Here is a 24,380-nt window from a genome sequence, read left to right as displayed (position 1 = left end):
CGCCTCAGCGCCCGCCGATCAGCTCCCCGCGCCCGGTCTCGCGCAGCCAGTGCCGGGCGATCTCGTCGCGCCGCGCGAACCAGGTTCCCGGCTTTGACGCCGCATGGGCGAGAAAGCGCTCCAGGCCGCCAATCCGCCCGGGACGGCCGATGATGCGCAGATGCAGGCCGACCGTCATCATGCGCGGTGCGTCCGCGCCCTCCTCATGGAGCCGGTCGAAGGCATCGATGCAGTAGCGGGCGAAGTCATCGCCGAAGACAAAGCCGCCGCCGCGCTGGAAACGCATGTCGTTGGTGTCGAAGGCATAGGGCAGCACCAGGTGGTCATGGCCCTCGACTCCCACGAGATAGGGCAGGTCGTCGTTATAGGCATTGGAATCGTAGAGAAATCCGCCTTGTTCCAGGAGGAGCCGCCGGGTGTTCGGGGAGGTTGCCGAGCGCGTGTGCCAGCCGCGCGGCGGCATCCCGGCCGCGGCCGTGATGGCCTCGACCGTGCGGGCGATGGCGAGGCGCTCTTCATCCTCGCTCATATTGGCGTGGCGCTCCCAGCGCCAGCCATGGGCCGCGACCTCATGGCCATCAGTGACACCTTCCTGTGCGAGCCAGGGCGATATCGCCAGGCTGCGGCCATTGGCGTTCATCGTTCCGCGCACGCCATAGTCCTGCAGCAGCTTGCGAATGCGTGGCCAGCCGGCGCGCGGGCCGTATTCGAAATGCGACTCCATGCACAGGTCGCGGACACCGGAAATCTCCTCGACGACCTCATAGACGGACTCGTTGCGCTCATCGCCCTGGCCGAGCGAGAGTTCCGCGCCTTCCTCGATATTGATGACGACCGAGACGGCGAGTTGCGCATCGCCGGGCCAGCGCACGGCTGGAGGCGCGCTGCCATAGCCGCGGAAATCGCGATCGCTGCCGATGATCCCGCTCATCACAGATCGGCCATGCGGCGCAGGCCGACGAGGCGGTCGCCGAGCACGAGGACGCCGATCGACAGCAGGATCAGCAGCGTCGAGATCGCGGCGATGGTGGGATCGGGGCTTTCCTCGACATATTGCAGCATCTGGATCGGCAGCGTCTTGGTCCAGGCATCGGTGAAGAAGATCGAGATCGGATAATTGTCCATGGAGGCGAGAAAGGCGAACATGCCAGAGGTCAGGAAGGCGGGTGCGAGCGAGGGGACCAGCACTTTGAACACGGCTTTCGGATAGGTCAGGCCGAGCGTGCGGGCGGCGTCGATCAGGGTGAAGTCGAAGAGCGAGAGCGCAGCAAAGACGGTGCGCACCACATAGGGCAGCGTGATCACGACATGGGCGAGCACGAGGCTCACCCAGACGTCGCGCAGGCCTGCCGCGCGGAAGCTCTCCAGCATGGCGATGCCGATGACGAGGCCGGGCAGCATCAGCGGCGAGACCAGGAAGGTGACCACGGCCTCACGTCCGCGGAACTGGCCGCGCAGCAGGCCGATGGCGCAGAGCGTGCCGAGAACCAGCGCGACCGCGGTCGAGAATGCGGCGAGCTTCACCGAGGCGAAGACCGGCGGCCAGAGATCGCGCGAGCGGGCCAGCGCCTCGTACCAACGCAGCGACCATGATGGCGGCGGCAAGGTGAAGACCGCGCTCGAACCGAAGGAGACCGCGACCGTCACCACGAGCGGGGTGAGCAGAAACACGACGGTGAAGGTCGCAAGCAACCCGGCCAGCCAGCCGGCGATTTTTTCGATTGCGGTCATGCGGCGCCTCCCAGCCGGCGCGACAGCCTGGAACTCGCCACGACGATGCCGATCGTCAGCGCGAGCAGCACGACGGCGGTCGTCGAGCCGAGCTGTTCGTTACGCATGAACAGGAAGGAGCGTCCCGTCAGCGTCGCCAGCGTCTGGAAGCGGTCGCCGATCACGAGGCTTGGAATCACATACATCGAGGCGGCCATCGAGAAGACGAAGGCTATGCCCGTGATGATGCCGGGTAGCGACAGCGGTATCGCCACCTTGAAGAAGCGATAGACCGGCGAGGCGCCGAGCGTTGCCGCCGCCTCGCCCAGCCGCGGATCGACGAGCTTCAGCACGGAATAGATCGGCAGGATCATGAAGGGCACGAAAATATTGGCCGCCCCGATGACGAGGCCGGTCTCGGTGAAGAGCAGGCGCTGCGGCTCGTCCCAGATGCCGAGCCCGGTGAAGATCTGCGATACGACGCCGTCGCGCCGCAGCACGATCTGCCAGGCGAAGGCCTTGACCACGACGCCGACCGAAAGCGGCAGGATGATCGCAACAAGGATCGCCGCCTGGACGAAGCCGCCGGCGCGCGCCAGCACGAGCGCTGTCGGATAGCCGATGACGAGGCAGACCAGCGTCACCAGCGCCGCGCTGCGAACGGTATTGCCGAGAACGGTCCAGCTGAACGGATCGGCGAAGAACCCGGCGAAGGCCGAAACGCCGCCGGCGCCAAGCAGGCTGCGACCGAGCAGGAACAGCAATGGCAGGCCATACACGACGGTGAGATAGGCGACGGCTGGAGCGGCCAGCAGCAGGATCGGATCGAATCGGCGCGCCGTGCTCATGCCGCGCCTCCCTCTGCGGGGGCGGGATAGACCAGCGTGTCGGCCTGGCGCCAGCTCAGAGGCAACCGGGCGCCAGGCGCTGCGCCCGCCGGCGCCTCATGCGCCTCGACGAGCAGGCGCCCGCCCGCCGGTGCCTCGAAATGGAGCTGGACCCGAGCGCCCTGGAACACGACGTCGATCAGCGTCGCCTCGATGCTGTTCTCGCCTCCCGCCCCGACCGTCACGCGCTCGGGGCGAATGCCGAGGACGACCGGGCTGCCGGGGATGAATTGTCCCGGCGCACACAGCATTCCCGCTGCGGTCTCGATCGTCAGCATCCTGTCGTGGCTTGCGACGACCGTGCCGGCGAGCCGGCTCGACAGGCCGACGAAATCGAGCGCGAAGGGCGTCGCCGGGCGATGGTAGATCGCGGTCGGCGTGTCCAGCTGTTCGATCTGGCCGCGATACATCACGGCGATGCGGTCGGACATGGTCAGCGCTTCGTCCTGGTCGTGGGTGACGAAGATCGCGGTGGTGCCGACCTCGCGCAGGATCCGCTTGAGATCGATCTGCATCGCCTCGCGCAGCTTGCGGTCGAGCGCCGAGAAGGGCTCGTCCAGAAGCATGAGCTTGGGCCCGACGGCGAGAGCGCGCGCCACTGCGACACGCTGCTGCTGGCCGCCCGAGAGCGCCTTGATCGAGCGGTCGGCAAAGGCCGTCATCTGGACGAGGCCAAGATAACGCGCGACCGTCAGCGCGATCGTCTCCCGTGCAGTGCCGCGGGCCTTGAGGCCGAATGCGACGTTCTCCGCCACGCTGAGATGCGGGAACAGCGCGTAGTTCTGGAAGACCACGCCGATGTCGCGCCGATGCGGCGGCTTGCGCGTGATCTCGTGCGTGTCCAGAACGACCCGGCCGGTGTCGGGCGTCATCAGCCCGGCTACGATCCGCAGCAGAGTGGTCTTGCCGCATCCGGACGGGCCGAGCAGCGAGATGAACTCGCCCTTGCCGACGGCGAGATCGACACCGTCGAGGACGGTGGCGGCGCCGAAGCTCCTGCTGGCGCCGGTAATGTCGAGAAAGGCCGGGTTCACCGAGGCGGTCCCGGGCTCAGATCGCCATCTCGCGGTCCCAGCGCTTGATCCAGTCATTGCGCTGCGCCGCGACATTGGCCCAGTCGATCTGGTGGATCGTCACATCGGCGCTAAGGCCAGCCGGCCTCGGCACCGCCTTGTTGGTCGCGAGCGAGAAGGTCGGGCCGGCGAGTTTCTCCTGCAGCTCGGCACCGAGCAATTCGTTGACATAGGCGAAGGCGAGCTCGGCTTGCGGCGCGCCCTTGATCACGGCGATCCCCGAGGGCATGGCGAACACGCCTTCCTTGGGCGCGACGAGGTCGATCGGCGCGCCCGCCGCCTTGCGCTCGAGCGCATAGGACGACATCGCCGGTCCGATCATATAGGCTTCGCCCTGCTCCAGCAGGTTATAGGCCTGCGGCTGCTGGGTGTAGATCGTCAGCAGGTTCGGCTTCAGCGAGACCAGCTTCTTGAAGCCGGCGTCGGTGTCCTTCTGGATCGCCTCGAGCGTCCCGCCCGCCAGCATGCCCGCGGCGAAAAGCACCGGCAGCCCTTCCGTGTTCTGCAGCGAGGGGATGATGATCCGTCCCTTATACTTCGCATCGAACAGATCGGCCCAGGATGAGGGCGGGGTCTTCATCGCGCCCTTGCTGTAGGCCACGCCGAGCCAGGGCTGGAGATAGTTGGCCCACATGCCCTCCATATGGCTGGAGCCGGGCACGAGCTGCGACAGGTTCGGCGCCTTGCCGGGTGTCAGCGGATCGAGAAGGTCCTCCTTCACCGCCAGTATCATGACGGGATCGTCCATCTGGACGACGGACATGTACTGCTTGCCCTTGTTCTTCTGCATCTTCTCGAGGTTGACGAGAGAGCGGGTGCCTTCGAATAGCACCTTGCAATTGTACTTCTTCTCGAAGGCGGGAACCACGACCTGCTCGACCCAGGGCTTGTGGCCGGCCGCCCCGCCGACGACCAATTCCTTCGTCTGGGCGCGCAGGATCGACGGGGCGGCAATGAGGCTCACGGCGCCTGCGGCGCCGGAGAGCAGGGAGCGACGGGTCGGCCGGGCAGAGAGGACGTCCATGGTCGGGTTCCTTTTCGTTGCGGAAAACGCACCTGTCCTCAGCAACCCCCATGCCAAGCCGCGCGGTCTTGCGCGGAATCCGCTGTGGTTCAATTCGATCAAATACTTAGGCGAATATCTCGCATCCGGTCTCGCTCGAATGCAGAGATTATTGTGCACAATATTGATATGATTGTGCTCATTATAAAGGCTGGCTTGCCGAAGCGCGTGGCAGCGTCGGAGTTGCCGCCCATGCGTGCAGCGGCGATAGTCGGAGCATGAACGAGCAGGGCATCCATACGATTTTGACCTCCGTCCTGCGGGGTGGACGGCTGCCGGGCGGAGTCAAGCTCGGCGAGCATCGGCTGGCGGAAATCTTCGGCGTGAGCCGGGAGCGCATCCGCAAGGTGCTGCACCGGCTTGGGCATGAGCGGCTGCTCGACATCGTCAGGAACCGGGGTGCGTTCACCGTCGAGCCGGACCTGCGCGAGAGCCATATGGTCTACGAGGCGCGGCGAATCCTGGAGAGCGGCATGGCCGCCCATCTCGCCGACAATCTCACCGATGCGCAGATCGCGCGCCTGCGCGAGCATGTCGACGCGGAAGCGAAGGCGCTGCGGCTGGGCGACCAGGCAACGTGGCAGCGGCTCTCGGCCGAATTCCACTTCCTGCTGGCGGAGATGACGGGCAATCCGCTTGTTCAGCGCCAGGCGCATGAGCTGATCAGCCGCACGCTGATGCTGGTCAAGCGCTACGAGACGACAGCGGGCTCGGCCTGCGGTTGCGAGGAGCACCGCGCGATTTTCCGGGCTCTGGCGGCGCAGGAGCGGGGCAAGGCGGTGAAGGCGATGACGGCGCATCTCTCGCTCGTCGAGACGCGCCTGCGGCCGACAATCTGCGAGGAGATCGGCCCCTCGCTCGAGGACGTGCTCGCAGACGAGATCGCGGTCTTTGCGACCTCGCAGGAGTTTGCCGCCGCGTCGTGACGTCAATCCGTATCGCAGCCCATGCCGACAAACCGGAATTTTCCAGCTTTTGGGAGTCCAGGAAACGGGAGGCAGGCCAACGCCTGCGAAGAGATTTCTGGATTCGAGCGAACGGAGACGATTCGAGCAAATCTTCGAGCGCCCGGCGCCCGTATTGATCCCCGCCGTTTCGGATTGTCAGGTAATCAGAACGCTCATTTCATCGTCGGCCGCATCATGCGCGGTGTTATGCATGCGTTCGAGGCGCAAGGCAGCCCGAAGGCATACTGACGTTGAAAACGGTGGATTGGAGTGGCCAAAAGACGGAAATGGCGCGCCCGACACGATTCGAACGTGTGACCTCTGCCTTCGGAGGGCAGCGCTCTATCCAGCTGAGCTACGGGCGCAATCCGTGGATGGTGGATAGCTGATTGCCGTCGGCTCGGCAACGAGGGATTTTGCGATCGAGCCAGAGCCCGGCAGGCTAAGGTCAAACCTGCGAGCTTGCCGGGCGCGCCGCGGCTGTGGCTGGCTTTTCGCTGCGATTGGCCTCAGTCAGCAGACGCGAGAGGCGCAGGAGATGAGGGTGAGACGGCATCACGAGCTCAGCGCCATCCCTGCCGAGATCCGGCGCGCGGCCTGTGCATTTCATGAGGCCGGCCACATCATCGTCGGCTGGCATCACGAGCGATATGTCACCCATGCCTGGCTCCGGCCGCCTTATGGCTTCACCGGCGAGACCTGTTTCGAGCCTTACCGGAAAGGCTTTCAGACCGAGCGGCAGGCGGACCTCCGGCGCGCCGAGGTCGAGATCACCATCCTGTCCGCCGGCCATTGCGGTGAGATGATCTATTGGAATGAGGGAGACGGACTCCAATGGTATCCGGGCGAGACCCAGTCCCACGCGGATGATCTGGAACAGATGCGGCCCTATATCGCCTTTCTGCGGCCTGCCGATGAGCTCGCTTTGCGGGCGCGCTGCGCCAGGGCAGCCGCTGCAATCCTGTATCAGCCCGCTAGGCTCGCGGCCCAGAAGGCCATCGCCAAAACGCTGGTTGAACGGCGGCGGATCGATCGCGACGAGATCGACGAGATCATCAGGCCTGCGACTGGCTGAACGGCCGGCTCGGATTTGCTGAGAGTCTGTTTGGGGCCCCGGAGCCCTCATCCTGAGGAGCGGGCATAGCCCGCGTCTCGAAGGATGCTCCAGGAGGCTCCGGTGGTGGCTCTGTCCTGGCCGCCCACGCGCCGTCATCCCGGGCGACTGCAAGGAGACCCGGGATGACGGAGCGTTGCCTGGTTAGGTTCAGGAATGGATCCCGGATCGGCGCGGCTTTGCCGCTTGTCCGGGATGACCGCGTGGTTCCGAGGATGAACGGCATACTCCAGGAGGCTCCCCTGCAAGCTGGAGCATCCTTCGAGACGCAGCCTGACGGCTGCTCCTCAGGATGAGGGCTCACCTTTCCAAACAGATGGGGTCTCAGAACTCTTCCCATCCGGCATCGCCGGCGCGGCTGTTGGCGACCTTCCTGGCCGGGGCGCGCGGCGCAGGCGCAATGGCTTGGGCCTGGGCCTGGGCCCGAGCTGTCGGCGCCGATGCCCTGCTCTGGCCGAAGGCGGCCGCGGCGAGCTTGCGCAGGCGCTCGGGCTCCGAGCCATGACTGGCCGATGAGGCAGCTGCACCCTCAGGGCCGGTCCTGAAGGCGGCGACGAGGTCGTTGAGCTCGACGATGCGCGAGGACAGCGAGGTGGCCGAAGCTGCGCTCTGTTCGGAGAGCGCGGCATTAGCCTGCGTCATCTCGTCGAGATGGGCGACGGCCTGGCTCATCTCGTCGATGCCGTTGGCCTGTTCGCTGGCGGCCGAGGAGATGTCGGCGATGGTGGCGGCGACCTTGCGGGAATGGCTGAGGATCTGGTCGAGCTGGTCGCCGGCCTGGCGGACCAGCTTGACGCCCGCGCCGACCTCCATGTTGGACGAGGAGATCAGGCCCGAAATGTCCTTGGCGGCGGCGCTCGAACGCTGCGCCAGCGTGCGCACTTCGGACGCCACCACGGCAAAGCCCTTGCCGGCATCGCCGGCACGCGCCGCCTCCACCGCCGCGTTCAGCGCCAGCAGATTGGTCTGGAAGGCGATATCGTCGATCACCCGGATGATGTCGGAGATCTTCTGCGAGGCACTCTCGATGCGCGCCATCGCGTCGACCGCCTGGCCGGCGATCACGCCGCCCGACTGGGCCGCCTGCATCGCGTCATTGGCGATGCCGGCTGCGTCCTTCGAGGCCTGGGCCGAGGCCTTCACGGAAGCAGCGAGCTCCTCGGTCGTGGCTGCGGTCTCCTCCAGCGAACTCGCCTGCTCTTCCGTGCGCTTCGACAGATCATCGGCGCCCATGGTGATCTCGCGGGCGGCCAAGCCCACATCCGCAGAGGTTACCTGGATCGTCCGCACCGTCGAGGACAGGCGGTCCACCGTCTCGTTGATCGCGCCCTTGAGCTCGGCGAATTTGCCGCGATAGGCGGTCTCGATCCGGGCGGTCAGGTCCCCGCCCGCCACCGCCTGCAGGGCGGCTGCGAACTCGGATGTGGCTGAATCAACCACCGCATTGATCTCGTTGATGCCGGCGACGAGCTTCTGCATCTGCTCGTCGGCCTGGTCGATCTGCAGCCGCGCCGAGAAATCGCCCGCAGCCGCAGCGGCAACGACCTCGCCGACATCCGAGACGACAGAGGCCATGTTTTCCGCCGCACGCAGACGGCGCGACGAGGCCTCGCGCTCCTGTTCCTCGAGCGCGCGGATCTTCTGGAGATTGTCGCGCAGGATCTGCAGCGAGGCGGCCATCTGGCCGATTTCGTCGCGGCGATCAGTGCCTTCGACGGCGCTATCGAGATCGCCGTCGGCGATGGAGTGCATCGTGCGGTTGAGACCACGCAGAGGCAGCAGGATGCCGCGGCGCGCCACGAACAGGCTCAGCAGCAGCCCGCCGAGGATGCCGAGCACGGCGACGACGATCTGCACCAGAAGGAAGCGGTCGACGGCCGCAAAGGCGGTGTCGCGGGTCGCCTCGATCGTCTTGCCGGAATAGGTGGTGTAGGCCTTGACTGCATCGGTCACGGCCTTCTGCCCGTCAAGGCAGGCAGCCAGCGCGGCCTCGACCGCCGAGCGATCGGCCGTGGTGTTCCGGGAGGCGGCAACCATGGCGCGGATCTGATCGAAATAACTGCCGAGCTTGGCGCGGACATCGCCGATCAGGCGCTTCTCCTCGGTATCGGCCAGCGCTTCCAGGATCGGCAGCCGGGCCAGCATCTCCTTCATGCGTCGCTCGGATTCGGTCGCGAACTCGGCATATTTCTCAGGCTGGCGCGCGAGCTGATAGGTCATCCGGCTGATCGCGATGATGTCGATGCGCAAATCCATCGCTTCGCGCGCGACGCCGCCGGTCTGCTCGACATCGAGCATCGAGCGCTTGAGCTGCGTCAGCCCCGTCCAGCCGACAAGGGCGATGACGATGGCGACGACGCTCATCACGGCGACGACGCCGATGGATTTCGACACGATGGAGGCGTGCTTGAGCATGGCTATGGTCAGCTTTCGGCGGCGGGGTTCTGTGGGGCGGCGCGACGACGGGGATGGGCTCGGTTCGATCGTGACGATCGAGGCAATCGGTTCGGCCGTTTCCTCGTCGTCAGATCATGGGGCGCTGGCAGCCCCGGCCGGGTGCGCCGCGTCGGGCCTGAGATGAAGGCCTGCGGCATTCCGGTTTTGTGATCCGATCCAATGCTCGGAACCCTTACAGGCGCTGTCTTAACGAAGTTTTGTGCGCGCCCTGGCGTGCCAAAAGGAAGGGGCGGTCATGGCGTGCCGGGACATGGATGTCGCGGGCCTCGCAGAGCGTTTGGAAAATGGGTTCAAGAGATTTCCAAACGGGCTCTCATCAAAGAGTGAGAGCAGCGTCTCGAATTCGGCACCCAGAGTGTCGAAGTCGGGTAGACCCGGCTTCGACGCGGGAGAAGGGTTCCCCGCGCCCTTCCCATCTCTCCCTTCCCCCGCCAGGGGGAGGGGAAGAACCCACCCAAATCCCGCCGGCGAGCGCGTTATACCCGCCCCAGCCTTGCTCCCGTCTTCACGTCGAAAACATGCACCCTGTCTGGATTGACTGTGATCCAGATCCGGCCTGCCGGGCGCTCGGCGACCCGCCGACGGACTTCCGCCTCTCGATGTTTCGGCGGCCGCTTACTTCCGCGCGATATTCCAGTAGACCGGCGCCGGCGGCGTCAGGATTCCGGTCAGGTTCGCCCGGTGGGCCCGGATCTGATATTGCAGGCCGATCGGAATATAGGGCACCGTCTCAACCGCCCGGCGCTGGATCTTCGTGGCGAGCGCCTTGCGCGCGCCAAGGTCGGAGAGGTCGGCGAAGGCGGACCGCATGGCCTCGATCTCGGCGTCGCAAGGCCAGCCGAACCAGGCCTTGTCGCAGTTCGAGCGCAGGCCGAGATGGCTGAGGGGCTCCATCATGTCGAGCCCTCCAGGTCCCGAAATGAAGATGGACCAGCCGCCCTTGCCGACCGGCTCCTTGCTCGCGCGGCGGCTCACGACCGTGGCCCAATCCATCGCCTGGACGTCCGTCTTGAGGCCGATGCTGCGCAGCAGTTGATCCGCGACCATGGTGAAGGCGTGGATATTGGTGTTCTCGGTGGCGTCGAGCAGCACGACCGGCGTGCCGTCATAGCCGCTTTCCTTCACCAGCGCCTTGGCCTTGTCGAGGTCCGGTTTGGGAAAGCCCTCCTCCGTGAAATAGGGCGAGGAGCAGATATAGAAGGAGCGGCAGGTCTTGCCGAGGCTCGGATCCTCGATCACGGCCTCCAGGAACTCGGAGCCGTTGACGGCATGGAGCAGGGCCTGCCTCACCTTGGGATTGTTGAATGGCGGCTGCAGCGAGTTGATGCGGATCTGCTGCGCCACGCCAAGTTCATCCTGGCGGGCGATGACGACGTCCTTTGCCGGTTTGGCGAGCCCGATCAGATCGGCGGAGAGGTCTTCGCTGATGTCGATCTCGCCCTTCAGCACGGCGTTCATCGCCGTCTGCTGATCGGGGATGATCTGCCATTCCACGCGGTCCACGCGCGCGATCTTGCCACCAGCGAAGCCGCTCGGCGCCTCCGTGCGCGGCACATAGTTCGGGTTCCGGACGAAGACCAGTTTCGAGCCCGAGAGCCATTCCTCCTTCTTGAAGATGAAGGGGCCGGAGCCGGTCTGGTCGGTCACGCCTTGATTGGCGGGCGTCGCCGTGGCGATCCGCGCCGGCATGATGAAGGGCACGGGCGCTCCGGGCTTGCCGAGCGCGTCGAGCACGAAGCCCCAGGGTTGGGACAGCGTCAGCCTGAAGCTCTTGGCGTCGGTCGCGCTCCAGACCGCGCCGCGCGCGTTGAGCTGCTGGCCCATGCTGTCATTGCCGCTCCAGCGCTTGAGCGAGGCGATGACATCGTCGGGGGTGACGGGCTGGCCATCGCTGAACGCCAGGCCGTCGCGCAGCGTGAAGTCCCAGGTCTTGCCGTCGGCCGAACTGCTCCACGCCGCCACCATCTGGGGCTTCACCGCCAGGGTGTCGTCGACCGCAAACAGCGTGTCGTAGACCATGTAGCCGAAGTTGCGGGCCATCGAATCCGAGCCCAGCATCGGGTCGAGGATCTTGACGTCGCCGGACGGCCTGACTTTCAGGACGCTCTGCGCCGCGGCCGAACCGGCCGACAGAGCGAGCAGGGCGGCGCCGATAATCCAATGCGCTTTCATGATGTCCTCCCGTTTTTTGTGTCGTTTGTCATGATGCTTACGGCGTCAGGCGTGTGCCCGCTTGCGGTCGGGCGCCAGGGCCATGTGCCCGCCGCGATTGATGAAGGCGAAGGTGGCGAGCGCGATGCCGGATGCGGGCTCCCGGCCGAGCTCGATTGCGGAGAAGGACAGCTCGACGCCGGCCGCACCGCCGAACAGGCTGCGATCGATGCCGGCCAGCACGGCCGGGCCGGCCTTGTCCTGCAGCGCGCTTGGCCAGCCTGCGACTACGACCCGCCTGACGCGGTTGAGGTTCAAGGCATTGCCGATCGCCGTGCCGAGCTGGGCGAGACGGATACCGATCTCGGCCTCGGCATGACCGGACAGCCGAACGCCCTCGCGCCAGCTATCGCGGGGCGCGAGCATCTGCTGCTCCGTTTTGCCGATGAGCGGAGCCATGGCTCCTGTCGAGACATAGGCTTCGAGACAGCCGGAATGGCCGCAGCGGCACGGCGCGCCCTGCCGGTCCATGATCATGTGCCCGATTTCGCAGGGGAGCACCTCGTCGCTCCCGGCGCTTTCATCGACGAAGGCGCCGCCGACTCCGTGCCCGAGGAACACGTAAAAATAGGGTCTTTCATCGCGCGTGACGCCCAGCTGGAGGCGATGGGCGAGCGCGCGCGTCACGATCGAGTTGGCGCAAGTCACCGGCACGTCCGGAAGTGCCGCGTCCAGTGTCCGGGTGATGAAGTCTGGCCGCAGCGCCACAATCGGGTTGCTCGCCCTGCCAGAATGGTAGCCGGGTATCGAGATCGCCATTTGACGCAAGACGATGTCGTGGTGCGCGCACCAATCGGCCATGCTTGCGATGGCTGCAGCCGTGATGTTTTCCGCCGCCATGGCGGCAATGCCGTCGGGCAGCTCGTGGTGTTCTGAGAACAGCACCTCGCCTTTGAGGTTTCCGATGCCGGCATGCAGGCGGTTGTTGGAGAGTTCGATCGTTGCGACGAACTGGCTCTCGCTCAGCGTCAGAAAAGTGCTGGGGCCGCCGCGATAAGGCGCGCGTTTGCGGGTCTCGTCGACGAGCGCTTCCGCTTTGAGATCGGCCACGATGCGGGAGATGCTCGCATCGGTCAGGCCGACATGAGCGATCACATCCGGCCGGAACGAGCCGCCGGATCGCCAGAGATAGCGGAGAACCGCGGCACGCGTCTCCTGCCGGCTCCAAGCCCCCTTCACATCTCCACCCTGTTCATTTTTGTTTTATGTAAGAATGAAGGTGGAAGATGATCCGGTCGTTGTCAAATACTCCGCATCAGGGGGCTCGAACATGGGGACGACGGGGAACCCGGTTGAGCGCGGGGAACCCCTCTCCCGGATGGGAGAGGGGCAGGGGTGAGGGTGTGCCCTTTCAGTAGAAGGCGCCGCGGCTCAGTCGCGCCCCAACAATCAGCGGCAGGCCCTCATCCCTGCCCTTCTCCCGTGTGGATTTCTCTGCGAAAGGGCCCTGGCGTTGAGGTTTGATTGCTGATTCACTTCGCTCGGGTGCGGCGGGGTGATCGGCATGTCGGATCAGATGTCTTTGGCTGAGGCGTTTTTGGACCCACGCCTGGGTGCGAACGCGAAGCTTGCGAAGATCGATGGGCTGATCGCGTGGGATCGGCTGGCGCCCTTGGCCGGCAAGCTGCGCCAGGCTGAGACGGGCAGGCCGCCTTACGCGCCGCTTGCGATGCTCAAGGCGCTCTATCTGCAGGCGCTTTACGATTTGTCGGATCCCGGCCTGGAGGAGGCGCTGCTGGACCGGCTGTCGTTTCGACGTTTCTGCGGGTTTGCGCTCGATGGCGGCACGCCCGACGAGACGACCTTGTGCCGCTTTCGGCTGGCGGCAGCGCAGGCGGGCGTGCTCGAGGCCTGCTTTGCCGAGATCGGCGCGCAGCTCTCGGCCAAGGGTCTGATCCTGAAGAAGGGCACATTGCTCGACGCCACAATCGTTCAGGCGACGCATGCTGCCCCGTCACGCGAAGCCGGGCTGGGCAAGGGCCACCCCCGTGAACCCGGCGCCGACTGGGGCAAGAAGAACGGCAAGGCCCATTTCGGCTACAAGCTGCATGTCGGCGTCGACGAGGGCTCGGGCCTGATCCGCACGGCGCTCGTGACCTCGGCGCGGATACAGGACGTCGAGATGGCCCCAGGGCTCGTCAGCGGCGACGAGGCCGCCGTCTATGCCGATCGCGGCTATGAGAGCAAGGCCCAGCGCGCCGCCCTGAAGGCCTTGGGCATCAAGGACCGGATCATGCATCGCCGGCACAAGCACATCGCTGTCCTGCCGCGCTGGCTGCAGCGCCGCAACGCCCTGATCGCGCGCCGCCGCGCTCCCGTCGAAGCTGTCTTCAGCGCCATGAAGCGCCTCTATGGCAAAGCCCGGACGCGATGCCACTCGTTCGTCGCCAACACCGCAGACCTGATTGCCTTCGCAACCGTCTACAATCTCCGGCGCGCCACCATCATCGCAGGCGGCTGAACCAGGTCGACTGCGAGCTCTCCAAGCCAACCGCTGAAGACCGCCCGTCACAGGCGAACAATCCGCCGTCAAAATATCAGTCCTCAGCCGCGTTTCGCAGAGGAATCCACACGGGAGAAGGGTTCCCCGCGCCCCTTCTTTATTCTTTGGCGGCCCCGGCAGCGCCGTGCGCTGCTCGGCTGGCGTCGCGTTTCCTAGTATTTGATCACGCCGAAGCGCCGGAATGCGTCGTGGATACGGTCGGCATAGGCGTTGAAGCTCGGATAGTCACCGAGATGCGCGGGGCGCGGGCGGGGCAATTCGATTGCGATCTCGTCGACGACGCGGCCGGGCGTCGGCGACATCACCAGCACGCGGTCCGACAGGCCGATCGCCTCGTCGATCGAGTGGGTGATGAAGACGACGGTCTTGCCCGTCTCCAGCCAGAGCATTTCGAGATCGTGGCGGATCTGGGTGCGTGTGATCGCGTCGAGCGCCCCAAAAGGCTCGTCCATCATCAGGACGGAGGGATCGTGGATCAGCGCGCGCGCGATCGAGACGCGCTGGCGCATGCCGCCCGAGAGCTGCTTGGGGTAACGGTCGACGGCGTGGCTGATGCCGAGCTTGGCGAAGAGCTCCAGCGCCCGTTCCTTCGCGGGCGCGAGCGGCAGGCCGCGAATTTCGGCCTGGAGCATGACGTTCTCCAGCGCCGTCCGGAATTCGAGCAGGAGATGGTCCTGGAAGACGATGCCGATATCGGTCAGCGGCGAGGTCAGCGGCTTGCCATTGACCAGGAGCTCGCCGGAGCTGATCGGAATCAACCCCGCCGCCATCAGCATGAAGGTGCTCTTGCCGCAGCCGGAAGGGCCGATCAGGCTGACGAACTCGCCGCTCCTGATATCGAGGGTGAGACCATCGACGGCGGTGAAGCCGCCGAAGCTCTTGATCACGCCGCGTCCGGAGATGGAGGCGGCGCCGGTGCCGGGCTGCGCGGAGCTGGGATGCATCATCGCCTCACGGGCAGGCCGGCGCCGAGGCTGGCAGCAGCTCGGTGGTGTAGTAGTCGGTGATCGGCTTGTCCTTGGGCAGGCCGAGATATTGCGTCAGCAGGTCGTAGCTGACGGTCCAGTTTGTCGCCGGCACCTTGCCGAGCGCGGTTGCTCCCGGCGCGCAGAGCAGCTTGTTGACGACATCGAACTGCGCCAGCACCTGCGCCTTCTTCACCGCCGGGAACTGCGCCACGACCGCGTCCGCCGCCGCTTCGGGATTCTTGCGCGCCGCGTCCCAGCCCCGGAGGCTCGCGTCGACGAATCTCTTGAACAGCTCCGCATCGGCCTTGATCCGGTCGTCGCGGGCGATGATCGAAAGGCCGACCGTCGGCACGCCGACATCGCGGTAGAAGATGTCGCGGACCTTGAAGCCGCGCTCGCGAATCTGGATCGAGTGGAAATCGGCGCCGCCCAGGATGGCATCGACCTTCTTCTCGAGCAGCGCGCCGACGAAGGCACCGGGATCGATCGCGATGACATCGACCTTGCTCTTGTCGATCCCGTTGCTGGCGAGGATGGCTTCCAGCAGCGTCGTCTGCGCCGTTCCCGGCTGGACCGCGAGCTTCTTGCCGACGAGGTCCTTGGGCGCATCGATCTTGCTGTCTTCCAGCGCGATGATCGCGAAACCATTGGTCTGGAGCACGGGGGCGATGATCTTGACCGGAGCGCCCTTGGTGCGCAGCTGCATCGCGGCTGGTGCATCGGCGAAACCGATATCGGTCTGGCCGGTGGCGACCATCTGCGCCGTGGTGCCCGAGCCCTTGCCCTCCTCGATCGTCAGGTTGATGCCGGCCTTCTCGTAGAGGCCGAGCTGCTTGGCCATCATGAAGCCGGCATTGGGCGCGGCCGCGAGGAAGTTCAGCGTGATCTTCATCGGCTTGCCGGCACTCTGTGCGAAGGCGCTGCCTGCGCCGAGTGCGAGCATGGCGACTGTCGTGATCAACATGCGTCGGTTCATGATCTTGGTCCTCCCGTATGCCCCGGTTGGTCCGGGTTGATGATTCGTTCGTGAACAGAATGGGTCGGCGCGTCAGCCCTCGGCCTCGTCAGCCCTTGCGCTGCCAGGGCATCAGCACGACCTCGAGCCCGTCGACGAGATAGCTGAACAGGATTCCGACCAGGCTCAGCGCCACGAGGCAGGCGAAGATCAATGGCATGTCGAGGAAGCTCGTGCCGCGCAGCAGGAGATAGCCGAGCCCGGCATTGGCGCCGACGAACTCGCCGACGATCGCGCCCGTCGCGGCGAACACTGCCGAGACCTTGAGGCCGGAGAAGATATAGGTCAGCGCGGCCGGCACCCGGACATAGCGTAAGGTCTGCCAGGCGGAAGCGCCCATCGAGCGGGTCAGATAAAGCACGCGCTCATCCAGCGCCCGGAACCCCGTCATGCTGGCGACCAGCGTCGGAAAGAAGCAGAGCAGGAAGGTGAGCAGCACCTTTGGAAACAGGCCGAAGCCGAACCAGACCACGAAGAGCGGGGCGATGGCGATCTTCGGCACGAGCTGGAAGAAGACGATCACCGGATAGATCGCCTTTTCCAGGATCTTGACGGAAACGATGATGTAGCCGAGCGGGATCGAGATCACCGCCGCCATCAGGAAGCCGAGCACGATCTCATTGCCCGTCACCAGCGTGTGCTGGAAGATCAGGGCCCGGTCGCTCCAGAGCCGTTCGAAGAAGGCGCTCGGCACGGGCAGGATGTATTCGGGGATGCCCGCCAGCGGCACCAGCCACTGCCAGGCCAGCAGCAGAACGGCAAAGCTCGCCAGCGGCCAGGCGATAGCAGATGTCCATGCGCCGGCCCGGCTCTGTGCCTGGGAGGCCTCGGCGGGCTGTTGCGTCGGCCGGGTTGCGACCTCGTCCGTCATGCGTTTGTCCCTGCGGCAAGACTGTGGCCCGAGGAAAGACTGTGGCCCGAGGAAAGACTGTGGCGCGGCTCGCCGCCTGCGACAGCAGGGACGAGGCTCTGGATCTGCCGGCGCCGCAGCGGCCAGATCTCCGCCATGGCGCGCGCGGCCTGGCGCAAGGCGTCCGTGATCTCGCCGTGCCGGCTCTCGCTCATGCGCGCAGCCGGGCCGGCGACGCTGAGCGTGCCCGCGACGGGAGCATCACTATCGGGGCCGGCGCGGAAGGTCGTCGCCATGGCGACGGTGCCGATCTCGCCCTCCTCCACTGCGAGCGCGACGCCGCGACGGCGGGTCTCGTCGAGATGGGCGCGCAGCGCGTCGACATCCTGCAAGGCATTGGGCCCGGTGCGGCCATCAGCCCGGAAACCGCGCGCGCAGACGATGCGCAGCGCCTCGGCCTCCGGCAAGGAGGCGAGCCAGGCCTTTCCCGTCGCGGTGGCGTGCAGCACGATCTCGGTGCCCATCGGCGGCTCATAGCGCAGGCCGGCGGTTGCTCCTTGAGCCCGCGCGATCCAGACCAGACTCTCGCCCTCGACGACGGCAAGGCGGCAATATTCGCGGGTCGCGACGGCAAGCCCGTCGAGCACAATCTGTCCGGCATCGGGCAGGCCGCGCAGATCGAGATTGCGGAAAGCGAGCTGGGAGAGCTTCAGCGTCAGCCCATAGGCGCCGCTGGAAGGGTCCTGCGCGACGAAACCGCGCTCGGCGAGAGTCGCCAGAAGCCGGTGCGTCGCGCTGGCCGGCAGATCGAGGCGCTCTGCGAGCAGGCTGAGATCGACGCCATCGGGCTCGCCCGACAACGCCTCCAGTACCTTCAACGCCCGCTCCACCGCTGCGATCGTCACGCTTGGCCTCCTTGCCATCCCTCGTCGTTTTGATTTTGGAATTGATTTCCAATTCAGAATTGAATTTCATATACGAACGACAAGAGGCGGAGTCAACGCGCCCTAACGAGACCCGACCGGGAGCATGTCAGTGAGCTTATCTGGAGAAGGCGCGGTCGCGATCTGGCACGACATCGCGCCAGAAGGCCGCGAGATCTTCTATGCCTGGCATGGCGAGGAGCACATGCCGGAACGGCTCGGCATTCCCGGTTTCACGCGCGGGCGGCGCTATGCCGCAATCGAGGCCGAGCTTGAATTCTTCAATCTTTACGAGGCTTTGAGCGTCGAAGTCCTGAAGAGCCAGGACTACACCGCCCGCGTCAACGCACCGACGCCCTGGACGCTCGCGGCGGTGAAGCATTTCCGCTCCGTCGCGCGTTCGATCTGCCGCGTCGCCCACAGCACCGGCCCGGCCCAGGGCGGGCTGATCGCGACGCTGCGCTACGACGTGGTGGATGCAGAGGCCGCCGCACATAAGGCTGCGCTGCTGCGCCAGACCATTCCCGACCTGCTCGCCAGGCCGGGCGTCGCCGGCGTGCACCTGCTCACCGCCGATGCCGAGGCGAGCGGCGTCGCTACCGCCGAGCAGAAGGCGCGCGGCGTCGCCAATGCCGTACCGCGATGGGTGCTGCTGCTCGAAGGCTGGGGTGACGAGGCGGGTTTCGTCGCGCTCGCCAAGGCGGAGCTGGCCGGCGAGAAGCTCGATGCGATCGGTGGAAGCGGCCCCTATTCACTGGGCCTCTACCGCCATCAGATCACCCGCACCAAGACGGCCTGGAGCGCCGGCTGATGAATGCGCATTATGATCTTGGTGGCCGCATCGCCATCGTCACCGGCGGCGCCGGCGGGCTCGGGCGCGGCATCGCGCATGCCCTGATCGAGGCCGGCGCGATCGTCGAGCTCTGGGACGCCAATAGCGCAGCCCTTGCCGAGGCTGTGGCGGAACTGGGCGAAGGCGCCCGCGCGCGCGTACTCGATATCACCGACGCCGTTGCGGTCGAGGCCGCGGCGCAGGCCGCTTTCGCGGACCATGGTCGCATCGATATCCTGGTCAACAATGCCGGCGTGCTCGGCGAGGTGAAGCCGGTCTGGGAGACGACGCCGGAGAATTTCCAGCGCGTGCTGCAGGTCAACCTGTTCGGCTCCTATCTCGTCACCCGCGCCGTTATTGGATTGATGCGCCAGCAGCCGGCGCGCGCCTGCGCGACCACGCCGCATCCCCTGCGCGGCCATGTCGTCAACATCGCCTCGATCCAGGGCAAGGAGGGCATGGCCAAGGCTGCAGCCTATTCGGCCTCGAAGGCAGGGCTGCTCGCGCTGACCAAAAGCGTCGCCAAGGAAACGGCGCTCGACGGCATCATCGTGACTGCGGTCACACCGGCCGCCGCCGAGACGGCGATGGCCAGGGAGATCTCGGCCGAGCGCCGCGCCGACATCCTCGGCCGCATCCCGATGGGGCGTTTCGTCGAGGTCGAGGAGGTCGCGCGCCTGGTGCTCTGGCTCTCCAGCGACGAATGCTCCTTCTCGACCGGAGGCATTTTTGACCTGTCAGGCGGCCGGGCGACTTACTGAGATATCCGACCTATTGATCGTCGTCCGGCATGCAGGTGGTCCGGCTCGCGTGGCGAGCCCGGACCACCTGCATGCCGTGGCCCGTCGAATGCTACGGGTTTTTGTCTCGCATCGGCTTCTCCCGAAAACCGGTCCCCACTTTTCGGGCCGATGCGCTACGGGCAGCCATATCCGCCTTGCCCGTCGGGCAGGCAGCGCGAGCCATTGGGCAGGTTCAGCGCACCGGACGCATCTCGGCGGACATAGTCGCCATTGGGGAGCGTGAAGCCGCCGGCGCGATCCACCTCGACACGCGATCCGTCTGGAAGAAACAGGCCTCCGACGCCATCGGGCGAAATTCGCTTCGCGGTTGCCGGTCCGAGGCCGGGCTCGGGGCTCGCCACGATCACGCGCTGACGCGGGGGCTGGACGCAGCCGGTTGCCAGAAGGGCCAGGCTCAGCATGCCGGCGGCCGCGATAACAGGTCTCATGACTGAAGCCCCTCAGAGTGATTATGGTCGGTGTCATAACCCGCCATGGCCGGCACAAGCTCAAAGATCATCGTTTTGTCTCCGTGATGCGACCAGAACGCGCAACCACGGTTTCGGTTTCCGCCATATTTGCTGTCGCGAGCGTAAGCGCCCGATTGCCGAAGCGTTCGGCAAGACGAGGCGCGCGACGCGGCGAGTTCTGCAAGGGGTGAAAGGTCACAGCTGCGAATCTGTGTCGGGCGCATCGCGGAAATCTAGCGATTATCGTCGCCCCATGCGAGCCGCAGATGACGGCGCGACGGCCAGGATCCGGAAGGCGAGACCTTCCGGATCGACAGACAAGGAGGCGAGGGCGGCCTCGATGATCCCCGGCGATGTCGCCTCCGGGCCCGCCAAGGCCGGCATTTTGGATTGCGTCAGCTGCCCTTGCGGCCGTGAAGCTGCGGGATGAACATGTCGGTCCACTTGGCCGGCTTCACCTTGATCGTGCCGGCAAGGCCCATGAACTCGGCGAAATCCATCACCTTGTTGGGGGTGGCCGAGAATCTGGCGCCCTTGTCGTTGAGCATGGTCAGGACCTCGTCCTTGGAGACCTTGACCGGCGAACCCCGCACGAAGATCTCGGCCGCGGCGTCCTTGTTCTGGGCAATGAAATCGCAGGCCTCGTCGAGGGCGGCGAGGAAGGCGTCGGTCATCTTCGGATTGGCGTCGACGAACTTCTTCGGCGCGAAGACGACGTCGAGTGTGATGTTGCCGATCACGTCGATGGAATCGGCGACGAGATGTACCTTGGGATTGTTGAGCTCGAGGAAGGAGAAGGGCGGCGAGGTGAAATGCGCCGTGATCTCGGTCTTGCCGGAGGTCAGCGCCGCCAGCGCCTCGGGATGCGGCAAGCTGACGGTCATCGGGTCGAGCTTGGCGAAGTTCTCGCGGCCGAACTCCTTGGCCACCATCATCTGGAGCACGACGGCCGAGAGCGAGGTCTTGATGCCGGGAAGCGCGATCTTGTCCTTCGCGGTGAAATCCTTCAGCGACTTCACATTCGGGTTGATCGAGTTGAGCGAAAGCGATGTCGCGCTCATGCCGCCGATGCCGATGACCTCGACATTGGGAATGCCCTTGGCCTTCGACCAGAGCGTGACGAAGCCGGGCGCACCAGTGCCGGCGAAATCCAGCGTGCCGGCCATCATCGCGTCATTGATGACGTTGCCGCCGTCGAGGACCAGCCATTTGGTTGCGACATCGCCGAGACCGGCCTTGGCGGCCTGCTTCTCCAGCAGCTTCTGGTCCTGCATGACGATCAGGGGCAAATAGAGAATGCCGTAGCCCTTGGAGATCCGGACCTCCTTGACCTCGGCCATGGCGCCGGGCGCGCTGATCGCGAGAGTGAGGGCCGCGCCCGTCAGAAGGGTGGCCAGGCGTCTTGTTATGTTCCGTCTTGTCATGCTCATCATGTATCCTCCCGAATGATGCCGGATTGGCCCGGCCTTATGATCTTGTGGAGATGCCGCCGCCTCAGCTCTGCATGCCCCAGCGCTGGACCGTGTTGCGCTCGATCGCGGCGAAGATGACGTTCTCGACGAACAGGCCGATCATGATGACCGTGAACAGCCCGGCGAAGACATTGGCGGTTTCGAGCTGGTTGCGGTTCTCGAAGATGAACCAGCCGAGACCGCCGGAGCCCGACGAGACGCCGAAGACGAGCTCGGCCGCGATCAGTGTGCGCCAGGCGAAAGCCCAGCCGACCTTCAACCCGGTCAGGATACTGGGGAAGGCGGCCGGGATCAGGATCTTCCCGACCAGGCGCAGGCCGCGCAGATTATAGTTCATCCCGACCATGCGCAGCGTGTTCGACACCGAGCGGAAGCCGGAATGCGTGTTGAGCGCGATTGCCCACAACACGGAATGCACCAGCACGAAGAGGACGCTGCCTTGTCCGAGTCCGAACCAGATCAAGGCCAGCGGCAGCAGGGCGATCGCCGGCAGCGGGTTGAACATCGATGTCAGGGTTTCCAGCAGATCCGTACCGATCTGCGAGCCGATGGCGACCGTCGTCAGGATCGAGGCCAGCGCGATGCCGATGCCGTAGCCGATCAAGAGCGTCTCGATCGACGACAAAGCCCGCGCCGGGATGACGCCATTGGCGAGGTTCTCCCAGAACGCCTCGATCGTCGCGGTGAAGGTCGGAAACAGCAGCGGGTTGCCGAGCCAGCGGCCATAGATCTCCCAGATCACGGCCAGGGTGATCAGCAGGGCGGCCTTGCGGACAAAGCCGATGCGATAGATCCGCTCGAACGGCGTCAGCGCCTTCTCGACGGCGGGCACATCCGTCGCCTGCTGGTCGCGGATGATCTCGGGGCGGATATGAAGCGGGGAGATGGATGCGTTCATGTCGACCTCAATGCGCAAAGAGCATGTCGTTGATGCGGGCCTCGAGCGCGACTTGCGAGGCCGTGCCCACCTCTTCCGCTGTCAGGCTGTTCAGCTCGGCGCGGACCTGGCCGGGATGCGGCGACAACAGCAGGATGCGTGTGCCGCAGCGGATCGCCTCCTCGATGGAGTGCGTCACGAACAGCACGGTGAACTTCGTGTCCTCCCAGAGCTGCAGCAACTCGTCCTGCATCTTGCGCCGCGTCAGGGCGTCGAGCGCCGCAAAAGGCTCGTCCATCAAGAGGACGTCGGGCTCCATCGCCATGCCGCGGGCGATCGCGACGCGCTGCTTCATGCCGCCCGACAAGGTATGGGGATAGCTGTCGGCGAATTTCGACAGGCCGACCATGTCGACATAGTGGCGCGCCTTGTCCATCGCTTCGCGGCCGCTGGAGCGACCGCTGGCCTCAAGAGCGAAGACGACATTCTCGATGACGCTATTCCAGGGCAGGAGCTGGTCGAATTCCTGGAACACCATCATCCGGTCGGGCCCGGGCGCCTTGACCTCGCGGCCCTTGAGCCGGATCGCGCCCTCGACCGGGCTCATATAGCCGCCGATCGCCTTGAGCAGGGTGGATTTTCCGCAACCGGACGGTCCGAGCAGGATGAAGCGGTCGGATCGATGGACCTCGAAGCTGACCCGATAGGTCGCCGTGACCAGCGCATCGCGCGTCTTGTATTGCAGCGTGACGCCGTCGACATCGAGCAGCGGCGCGGATTGCGCGGGAAGCGTCATGTTTCCTCCGAAAGTCGTTGCCTTGCATCCACGTTTCGGGATGCTTGGCTGGACCTTACAGGGCTGAACTGACACGAAACTGACTGGCGGCTCCCTCCCTGGGAGGCGCAAGGAAACGATGAATGCGCATTCTCGTTGTCGAGGACATGGTCGATATCGGCGAGGCCATCGTCGCGCGCTTCGAGCGGATGGGCCACGCCGTGGACTGGGAACAGGACGGCGCCGTGGCCGGCGATCTGGCCGAGGTCCAGGCCTATGACCTCATCGTCCTCGACGTGATGCTGCCGGGGCGGGACGGCTTTGCGATCCTCAAGGATCTGCGCATGAAGCGGAAGGCGACCCCTGTGCTCATCCTCACCGCGCGTTCGGCGGTCGACGATAGGGTCAGCGCGCTGGACCTCGGCGCCGACGATTATCTGATCAAGCCGTTCGACTATCGCGAGCTCGAGGCGCGCGCCCGCGCGCTCCTGAGGCGGGGCGGCGGCGAGGCGACGAACATCATCCAATGCGGCCAGGTCACGGTCGACCGCAGCGCGCGGATCGCCTCCGTCGACGGCCGTTCGCTCGATCTCACGCGCAGGGAGCTCACTGTTCTCGAAATCCTGGCTGGGCGGCCGCAGCGCATCTTCTCCAAGGAAGAGCTGATCGACCAGCTCTTCGGCTTCGAGCAGGAGCCCAGCCCCAATGCCGTCGAGCAATATGTGACCCGCCTGCGCCGGAAGCTTGCCGGCTCCGGCGTCGAGATCAGGACGTTGCGCGGGCTGGGGTATCAAATTGTCGTTGCGTGAGCGCCTTCGCTCTTCTCTCTATGCGCGCAGCCTGCTCTTCATCGTCGCGGGCGTCTCAGTGGGCGCGGTCGCGTTGAGCGTCGCCGCCTATTCCTATGCCCGCGTCGCGGCCGACGAGGCCTATGACCGGCTCCTCGTCGGAGGGGTGATCCAGCTCGCGGAGAACATCTTCGTCCAGGGCGGCGTCATCGCGCTGGATCCGCCGGCCGCCGCTCTCGCCTCGCTCTCCGCTTACGACCTCGTCTTCTATAGTGTCACCGATACGCGCGGCATCGTGGTCGCCGGCTATCCGGACCTGGCCTTTCCCGAGAGCGTCACCACCGCGCAGAAGGGCGCGATCCTGTCGGACGGCTCCTATCAGGGCTCTCCCGTCCGGATCGCCGCCATCGGCCGGTATCTGTCGACGCCGTCCGTAACCGGCTGGGCCTATGTCGTTCTGGCGCAGACGCGCGAGGCGCGCATCGCGCTCGCGCGCGATCTGACGCTGAGAGCCGTGCTGATCATCGCCGCGATGAGCGTGCTGACCTTGCTCGCCGGGGGGCTTGCCATCCGCTACGCTCTGGCGCCGCTGGCTCGGATCGAGGAGGAGCTCGCCGCGCGCGACCCCAATGATCTGCGCCCGCTGAGCATCGAGACGCCGAC

General features: G+C 65.6%; 23 protein-coding genes and 1 tRNA gene (1 of these 24 only partly in view). 7 read left to right on the top strand and 17 right to left on the bottom strand.

Annotated features, from left to right (window positions below; genetic code table 11):
* Nucleotides 1-4: 4 nt before the first annotated feature.
* Genes RMR04_RS28815 through RMR04_RS28795 form a run of 5 tightly spaced genes read right to left on the bottom strand, consistent with a single transcriptional unit; the run spans nucleotide 5 to nucleotide 4,694 of the window.
* Nucleotides 5-931, bottom strand: a complete 927-nt coding sequence (locus RMR04_RS28815) for a polysaccharide deacetylase family protein (RefSeq protein WP_311911937.1) — start codon at nucleotides 929-931, stop codon at nucleotides 5-7.
* A complete protein-coding gene (locus RMR04_RS28810; protein ID WP_311911936.1) occupies nucleotides 931-1,731 on the bottom strand; it encodes an ABC transporter permease in 801 nt (266 codons plus the stop codon). The genes RMR04_RS28815 and RMR04_RS28810 overlap by 1 nt, the downstream gene beginning before the upstream one ends.
* Entirely contained in the window at nucleotides 1,728-2,558 is an 831-nt protein-coding gene (locus tag RMR04_RS28805; protein ID WP_311911935.1) for an ABC transporter permease, read from the bottom strand. The genes RMR04_RS28810 and RMR04_RS28805 overlap by 4 nt, the downstream gene beginning before the upstream one ends.
* The gene (locus RMR04_RS28800) at nucleotides 2,555-3,631 is read right to left on the bottom strand and encodes an ABC transporter ATP-binding protein (RefSeq protein ID WP_311911933.1); all 1,077 of its coding nucleotides are present in this window, start codon (nucleotides 3,629-3,631) and stop codon (nucleotides 2,555-2,557) included. The genes RMR04_RS28805 and RMR04_RS28800 overlap by 4 nt, the downstream gene beginning before the upstream one ends.
* Before the next feature lie 16 nt (nucleotides 3,632-3,647).
* Nucleotides 3,648-4,694, bottom strand: a complete 1,047-nt coding sequence (locus RMR04_RS28795; RefSeq protein WP_311911932.1) for an ABC transporter substrate-binding protein — start codon at nucleotides 4,692-4,694, stop codon at nucleotides 3,648-3,650.
* 257 nt (nucleotides 4,695-4,951) lie between these two features.
* Here RMR04_RS28795 and RMR04_RS28790 point away from each other — a divergent pair, with 257 nt between their 5' ends.
* Complete coding sequence (locus RMR04_RS28790; RefSeq protein WP_311911930.1) at nucleotides 4,952-5,659, top strand: GntR family transcriptional regulator; 708 nt, start codon at nucleotides 4,952-4,954, stop codon at nucleotides 5,657-5,659.
* A 309-nt stretch (nucleotides 5,660-5,968) separates the two neighbouring features.
* Here RMR04_RS28790 and RMR04_RS28785 read toward each other — a convergent pair.
* A tRNA-Arg gene (locus RMR04_RS28785) sits at nucleotides 5,969-6,045 on the bottom strand.
* 179 nt (nucleotides 6,046-6,224) lie between these two features.
* Here RMR04_RS28785 and RMR04_RS28780 point away from each other — a divergent pair.
* Nucleotides 6,225-6,755 (top strand): hypothetical protein, encoded by a 531-nt coding sequence (locus RMR04_RS28780; protein WP_311911929.1) that lies wholly within the window; start codon nucleotides 6,225-6,227, stop codon nucleotides 6,753-6,755.
* Between the two features lie 363 nt (nucleotides 6,756-7,118).
* Here the strand turns inward: RMR04_RS28780 and RMR04_RS28775 are convergent, their stop codons facing one another.
* The 3 genes from RMR04_RS28775 to RMR04_RS28765 all read right to left on the bottom strand — a co-directional run bounded on the left by RMR04_RS28775 (nucleotide 7,119) and on the right by RMR04_RS28765 (nucleotide 12,641).
* Nucleotides 7,119-9,209 (bottom strand): HAMP domain-containing methyl-accepting chemotaxis protein, encoded by a 2,091-nt coding sequence (locus RMR04_RS28775; RefSeq protein ID WP_311911928.1) that lies wholly within the window; start codon nucleotides 9,207-9,209, stop codon nucleotides 7,119-7,121.
* A 657-nt stretch (nucleotides 9,210-9,866) separates the two neighbouring features.
* The gene (locus RMR04_RS28770; RefSeq protein WP_311911926.1) at nucleotides 9,867-11,423 is read right to left on the bottom strand and encodes an ABC transporter substrate-binding protein; all 1,557 of its coding nucleotides are present in this window, start codon (nucleotides 11,421-11,423) and stop codon (nucleotides 9,867-9,869) included.
* A gap of 45 nt (nucleotides 11,424-11,468) precedes the next feature.
* Complete coding sequence (locus RMR04_RS28765) at nucleotides 11,469-12,641, bottom strand: ROK family protein (RefSeq protein WP_311911925.1); 1,173 nt, start codon at nucleotides 12,639-12,641, stop codon at nucleotides 11,469-11,471.
* Nucleotides 12,642-12,999: 358 nt separating this feature from the next.
* On the opposite strand from RMR04_RS28765, the gene RMR04_RS28760 reads away from it, so the two are divergent.
* Nucleotides 13,000-13,923 carry an IS5 family transposase gene (locus RMR04_RS28760; RefSeq protein ID WP_311909523.1) on the top strand — a complete coding sequence of 308 codons (924 nt, stop codon included), beginning with the start codon at nucleotides 13,000-13,002 and terminating at the stop codon, nucleotides 13,921-13,923.
* Nucleotides 13,924-14,117: 194 nt separating this feature from the next.
* On the opposite strand, the gene RMR04_RS28755 is transcribed toward RMR04_RS28760, so the two are convergent.
* The 4 genes from RMR04_RS28755 to RMR04_RS28740 all read right to left on the bottom strand — a co-directional run bounded on the left by RMR04_RS28755 (nucleotide 14,118) and on the right by RMR04_RS28740 (nucleotide 17,703).
* Nucleotides 14,118-14,909 carry an ABC transporter ATP-binding protein gene (locus tag RMR04_RS28755; protein ID WP_244546662.1) on the bottom strand — a complete coding sequence of 264 codons (792 nt, stop codon included), beginning with the start codon at nucleotides 14,907-14,909 and terminating at the stop codon, nucleotides 14,118-14,120.
* Between the two features lie 7 nt (nucleotides 14,910-14,916).
* Nucleotides 14,917-15,909 (bottom strand): ABC transporter substrate-binding protein, encoded by a 993-nt coding sequence (locus RMR04_RS28750; protein ID WP_311911924.1) that lies wholly within the window; start codon nucleotides 15,907-15,909, stop codon nucleotides 14,917-14,919.
* An 88-nt stretch (nucleotides 15,910-15,997) separates the two neighbouring features.
* A complete protein-coding gene (locus tag RMR04_RS28745) occupies nucleotides 15,998-16,819 on the bottom strand; it encodes an ABC transporter permease (RefSeq protein ID WP_311911923.1) in 822 nt (273 codons plus the stop codon).
* Complete coding sequence (locus RMR04_RS28740) at nucleotides 16,816-17,703, bottom strand: IclR family transcriptional regulator (protein WP_311911922.1); 888 nt, start codon at nucleotides 17,701-17,703, stop codon at nucleotides 16,816-16,818. The genes RMR04_RS28745 and RMR04_RS28740 overlap by 4 nt, the downstream gene beginning before the upstream one ends.
* Before the next feature lie 130 nt (nucleotides 17,704-17,833).
* On the opposite strand from RMR04_RS28740, the gene RMR04_RS28735 reads away from it, so the two are divergent.
* Nucleotides 17,834-18,532 carry a hypothetical protein gene (locus RMR04_RS28735; RefSeq protein WP_311911921.1) on the top strand — a complete coding sequence of 233 codons (699 nt, stop codon included), beginning with the start codon at nucleotides 17,834-17,836 and terminating at the stop codon, nucleotides 18,530-18,532.
* Nucleotides 18,532-19,314, top strand: coding sequence for an SDR family NAD(P)-dependent oxidoreductase (locus RMR04_RS28730; RefSeq protein WP_311911920.1), 783 nt, complete (start codon nucleotides 18,532-18,534; stop codon nucleotides 19,312-19,314). The genes RMR04_RS28735 and RMR04_RS28730 overlap by 1 nt, the downstream gene beginning before the upstream one ends.
* 155 nt (nucleotides 19,315-19,469) lie before the next feature.
* Here RMR04_RS28730 and RMR04_RS28725 read toward each other — a convergent pair whose 3' ends face one another.
* The 4 genes from RMR04_RS28725 to RMR04_RS28710 form a co-directional block, all read right to left on the bottom strand.
* The gene (locus RMR04_RS28725; RefSeq protein WP_311911919.1) at nucleotides 19,470-19,784 is read right to left on the bottom strand and encodes a hypothetical protein; all 315 of its coding nucleotides are present in this window, start codon (nucleotides 19,782-19,784) and stop codon (nucleotides 19,470-19,472) included.
* 416 nt (nucleotides 19,785-20,200) lie between these two features.
* The gene (locus RMR04_RS28720) at nucleotides 20,201-21,229 is read right to left on the bottom strand and encodes an ABC transporter substrate-binding protein (protein ID WP_311911918.1); all 1,029 of its coding nucleotides are present in this window, start codon (nucleotides 21,227-21,229) and stop codon (nucleotides 20,201-20,203) included.
* A 70-nt stretch (nucleotides 21,230-21,299) separates the two neighbouring features.
* A complete protein-coding gene (locus RMR04_RS28715; protein WP_311911917.1) occupies nucleotides 21,300-22,175 on the bottom strand; it encodes an ABC transporter permease in 876 nt (291 codons plus the stop codon).
* Between the two features lie 7 nt (nucleotides 22,176-22,182).
* Nucleotides 22,183-22,950, bottom strand: a complete 768-nt coding sequence (locus RMR04_RS28710) for an ABC transporter ATP-binding protein (protein WP_311911916.1) — start codon at nucleotides 22,948-22,950, stop codon at nucleotides 22,183-22,185.
* A 122-nt stretch (nucleotides 22,951-23,072) separates the two neighbouring features.
* Between RMR04_RS28710 and RMR04_RS28705 the strand changes: the two genes are divergently transcribed.
* Both RMR04_RS28705 and RMR04_RS28700 read left to right on the top strand, forming a co-directional pair.
* Nucleotides 23,073-23,738, top strand: a complete 666-nt coding sequence (locus RMR04_RS28705; RefSeq protein WP_311911915.1) for a response regulator transcription factor — start codon at nucleotides 23,073-23,075, stop codon at nucleotides 23,736-23,738.
* On the top strand, nucleotides 23,731-24,380 hold the 5' portion of the coding sequence (locus RMR04_RS28700; RefSeq protein ID WP_311911914.1) for a sensor histidine kinase. Its footprint extends 724 nt past the window's final position; only the first 650 of its 1,374 coding nucleotides appear in the window; it begins with the start codon at nucleotides 23,731-23,733; the stop codon falls past the right edge of the window. Before RMR04_RS28705 ends, RMR04_RS28700 begins: the two co-directional genes overlap by 8 nt.

Origin of the sequence: Bosea sp. 685, assembly GCF_031884435.1 — a bacterium.
In the GTDB taxonomy this organism is placed as follows: Bacteria; Pseudomonadota; Alphaproteobacteria; order Rhizobiales; family Beijerinckiaceae; genus Allobosea.
The sequence above is the reverse complement of the archived record's forward strand: the minus strand, read 5'-3'. Positions and strand labels throughout refer to the sequence as shown.